Origin of the sequence: Flavobacterium sp. (genome assembly GCF_003525665.1) — a bacterium.
Classification (GTDB): Bacteria; Bacteroidota; Bacteroidia; order Flavobacteriales; family Flavobacteriaceae; genus Flavobacterium.
Window position 1 is genome coordinate 36,279 of the sequence record NZ_DQDX01000125.1, and the last position, 529, is coordinate 36,807.

The 529-nt window shown below is 19.8% G+C and carries 1 protein-coding gene; it reads left to right on the plus strand.

The features are described from left to right. Positions 1–58: 58 nt before the first annotated feature. The coding region (locus DIU01_RS09050) for a hypothetical protein (protein WP_290833672.1) at positions 59–529 on the plus strand (471 nt) is incomplete at its 3' end.

A 529-nucleotide genomic window follows, 5' to 3' on the forward strand; every position in this document is an offset into this window, starting at 1 on the left:
TTTAATTGGTATTTGGATTATTAAGAATGAGTTTTATATGCCAAAATTATTAATAAAAATGAAAACAGCTTTTTTTCTAATTTTTAGTGTTATTTTCTTTTCATGCATAAACAATAAAAAAGATAATAGTAAGAATGATAATATTATAACAATATTTTTTAGTTCGAAAATGCCCAATGATACTATTTTTATTGATGGTAAACCAATTTCAGTTATTTATGAAATGATGTCATATAAAGAAGATAGTAGCTTTATTACAAAGCCAATTCCTTTGTCTAGCATAAGAAATAATCATATCAAAATTAAATCAGATAAACCTATTATATTTAATCATAAATTTTATTACGAAAATGAATATAGTATTAACTATTTTATTGAACCTAATGATACAATTTATATTGATTACGATAATAGTAGACCAATAATAAAATCAAAAAAGTATGATGAGTATAATTATGCGTCTAAATATTTAGAAAAGAACAAACTAGATTATTATGATGATATAACTTTTTTTACAAAATTTAAAAAA